At 56.7% G+C, this 3,279-nt stretch carries 3 protein-coding genes and 1 pseudogene; 2 read left to right on the top strand and 2 right to left on the bottom strand.

Translation table 11 applies throughout. The features are described 5' to 3' along the window. Positions 1–100 precede the first annotated feature (100 nt). Positions 101–1,363 (top strand): IS256 family transposase, encoded by a 1,263-nt coding sequence (locus tag QP891_RS11620; protein ID WP_410763670.1) that lies wholly within the window; start codon positions 101–103, stop codon positions 1,361–1,363. 36 nt (positions 1,364–1,399) lie between these two features. Further along, positions 1,400–2,127, top strand: a pseudogene (locus QP891_RS11615) (IS1634 family transposase); the annotation flags it as partial. A 30-nt stretch (positions 2,128–2,157) separates the two neighbouring features. Here the strand turns inward: QP891_RS11615 and QP891_RS11610 are convergent. Next, on the bottom strand, positions 2,158–3,048 hold the full coding sequence (locus tag QP891_RS11610) for a cation diffusion facilitator family transporter (RefSeq protein WP_005328806.1): 891 nt from the start codon (positions 3,046–3,048) through the stop codon (positions 2,158–2,160). Positions 3,049–3,057: 9 nt separating this feature from the next. Beyond that, positions 3,058–3,279 (bottom strand): hypothetical protein (locus QP891_RS11605; RefSeq protein WP_284796937.1); only part of this gene is annotated, 222 nt, incomplete at its 5' end.

The raw sequence follows: 3,279 nt of genomic DNA, 5'->3' as shown, positions 1-3,279 counted from the left end.
TAGAAACCGAGTACTATCTCACCCAGCCCATCAACACAGGGCCGTAAAAGAAGCGGAACTAAACCCAGGACGCTTCAAGAAGCTTCTTGCTAACCCTGAAATCGCGAAACTGATTGATGACCTAGGCACGTCCACAACGGATGCCAACGACCTAGTTCGCGGCATGTTACAAGCCTCGATTACCAGGGGACTCAACGCTGAAATGGATGCCCACCTGGGCTACGAGTCTGGCGACAGGAGCGCTAAAGCTGCAGCTAGAACAGACAATTACCGCAACGGGTCGTATCCAAAGACCGTGGATTCTAACTACGGGCCAGTCACCGTTGATGTCCCTCGGGATCGGGCTGGAACATTCTTGCCGACTATGGTCCCTAAAGGTTCTAGGCGCTTGACTGATGTCGATGACATGATCGTCAGCTTGTACGCCGGTGGGATGACAATTAGGGACATCCAGCACCATATGGCAACGTCGATGCGTGTCGATATTTCCCATGAGACGATTTCTGCGGTTACTGACGCCGTGCTCGATGAGGTCATGGTCTGGCAAAACCGCCAGCTAGACGAGTTCTACCCCGTGGTTTTCCTGGACGCGTTGCGCATTAAAGTCCGCGACGACGGCCGAGTAGTCAACAAATCTGCGTACATGGCAATCGGCGTGGATCTCGACGGTATTAAGCACATTTTAGGATTGTGGATTGCCAAGGAAGAAGGCGCTTCATTCTGGGCGCAGGTATGCGCCAACCTTTCTAACCGTGGGGTCAAGGACGTCTTTATCGTCTGCTGTGACGGGCTGAAAGGCCTGCCAGAGGCAGTTGAGGCAACCTGGCCGAACTCTATGGTGCAAACCTGTATCGTGCACCTGATTCGCGCTGCTAACCGGTGGGTAGCCTACGGGGATCGCCGGGGCGTATCAGCCGCGTTGAAAAAGATTTACACTGCCACGGACGAGCCCACAGCACAGGTTGCTTTAGACGAATTTGAAGCCTCCGAGCTGGGTGAGAAATATCCCCGCTCAGTCAAGGTCTGGCGTGATGCGTGGGCGCGTTTCGTACCGTTTCTGCAGTTCCCACCAGCAGCCAGAAAGGTCATCTATACGACGAACTCCATTGAGTCGTTTAACAACCAGCTGCGTAAAGCCACCCGCAACAGGGTGCAGTTCACCAACGATGAATCCGCGCTCAAGACGCTGTGGTTGATGACCTGCAACATCGAAGACAAACGAGCCGCAAAGAGGGCAAAGCAAGGCAAACGAGTCTCAGCGACAGCCGGCAGACTCATGGAAGGAGCCCGAGTTTCCGGCTGGAAACAAGCCATCAACCAAATGGCCGTTGCCTACCCCGACCGCTTCGACAAATACCTATAAACCTAGCCCCACACACAAACAACTTGACGCCCTCCGAACAAGCAAGCATTGATAGATGCAGGTCTGCACTACATTTTGTCGGTGAAACCCCACCGTGCCTGAGGTGATTGAAACCTGGCGGCGGGAAATCCCTGGTGAAGCCTACGCCCACGGCCAGATCTGGACACAAGCCTCGGCAAGCGATGCGCGCAAACACACAACCCCGAATACGGTGACCCACTTCCAGTACTCCTATGATCGGGCCAGACGCGGCCTGCGCGGAATCAAAGAGCAAGTCGCAAAAGCCAAACGCGCTGTTGACGGCGAAATCGCCATTAAGCGCAACCGCTATTTCGATCTTTCCACCCCGAACAAGAAGGTCAACTACGCTCTCGCTGCCAAACACCGAGCCCTAGCCGGAATTAAAGGCTATGAAACCGACCTGACCGCTCTTCCCGCCCAGGAGGTTATCGGGCATTACCGCAGGCTATTCCACATTGAAAATGTCGTATCGGATGTCGAAATCAGACCTGAAAGCACGCCCAATCTATGCGAGGAAACAAAACTCGATCACAGCACATCTCAATATTGTGATGGCAGCACTAGCCGTGACCCACCTGATGGAGACCCGCAGTGGTCACTTCATCAAACGCCTCGTGAGAACACTCAAGAAATACCGCAGCTTTCAACTCGTCGTTGGCGGCGAAACCATTCACGCCGCCGTACCATTCCCGCCCGACCTCACTGCCACCATCCAAGTAATCACCGGCCGCGAACTTCCGCACAAAATTGGCCTAAGTCAGGTTAGAAGGGAATCAGCACACCGTCTCGTGGGATTCGTGCTCTGGGTGCTCAATCTGGATGGTGGAGTGCTCGATACCGTGTTCGCGCAGGGCCTGCTGGGCGGCATCCAACAGCGGGCCGGTGCCGACGGTGCCGTCGCGCACGATATGCACGGTCGTGAGCACGTTCACGCCGTCCAGGCTCCACAGGTGCAGGTCGTGGATGTCAGCAACGCCCTCGACCTGCCGCAGCGCGGGCTCGATCGCACTGGCGTCGAAGTCCGCCGGGACTTGCTCGAGCAGCACGCTCGCCGAAAGCCGCATGAGCTGCCAGGCGCGCGGCAGCACCATCGCCGCGATCGCTAGGGAGGCGATCACGTCCGCCGCCACAAACCCCGTGGTCAGTACCACGATGCCGGCCACGATTACTGCGACCGAGCCGAGCATATCCACTAACACGTGCAAGAACGCGCCCTCCACGTTGATCGAGGATTTGCGGTGCCGGTGCAGAACCCACGCCGATAGCGCATTCGCCACCAGGCCGATCACCGCGATGATCAGCATCGTTTTTCCCTGCACTTCGGCCGGGCTCTGCAGGCGGCGCACCGCCTCGACGACAATCCACACCGAGATCGCCAGCACCATCACTGCGTTCGCCAGTGCAGCAAGCACCTCCACTCGTCGGTAGCCGTACGTGGCCTGAGCCGATGCTTGTCGGCGCCCAACCAACACCGCTAACACCGCGATGATCAACCCCGCAGCGTCGGAAAGCATGTGCATCGCATCCGCCATCAGCGCCATCGAACCCGCCAACCAGCCGCCGATCAGCTCCGCGAAGAAGACGGTGCCGGTAATGCCTAGCGCAATCAAGAGTGCGCGCAGCGGCGTGCTGGAGTGATCGTGGTCGTGGTGCTCGTGTGCCATGCACTCAGCCTATCCCCGTCGACGCTTATTGACAATTAAATGAAAATGGATGGCGGTAAGCGCAGCCACTGAGGCCAAGTCGGCCTGATTTAGGTCATTGTGCAGTTGTCCTTTGAATGTGTAGAGAAGCTGAAACATGAACAACCAAAAAGTAGGGTTAAGTAGCAGAATGTGTGTCCGTTCGGCGTGTTGCGGGGCGGGTACACGGTTAGTTACTTCATGGGGTCTTTT

It is taken from the genome of Corynebacterium sp. MSK310 (assembly GCF_030227355.1).
Lineage (GTDB): Bacteria > Actinomycetota > Actinomycetes > Mycobacteriales > Mycobacteriaceae > Corynebacterium > Corynebacterium rhinophilum.
Note: the sequence above shows the minus strand (reverse complement) of the source record. Positions and strands in the feature narration are given on the sequence as shown.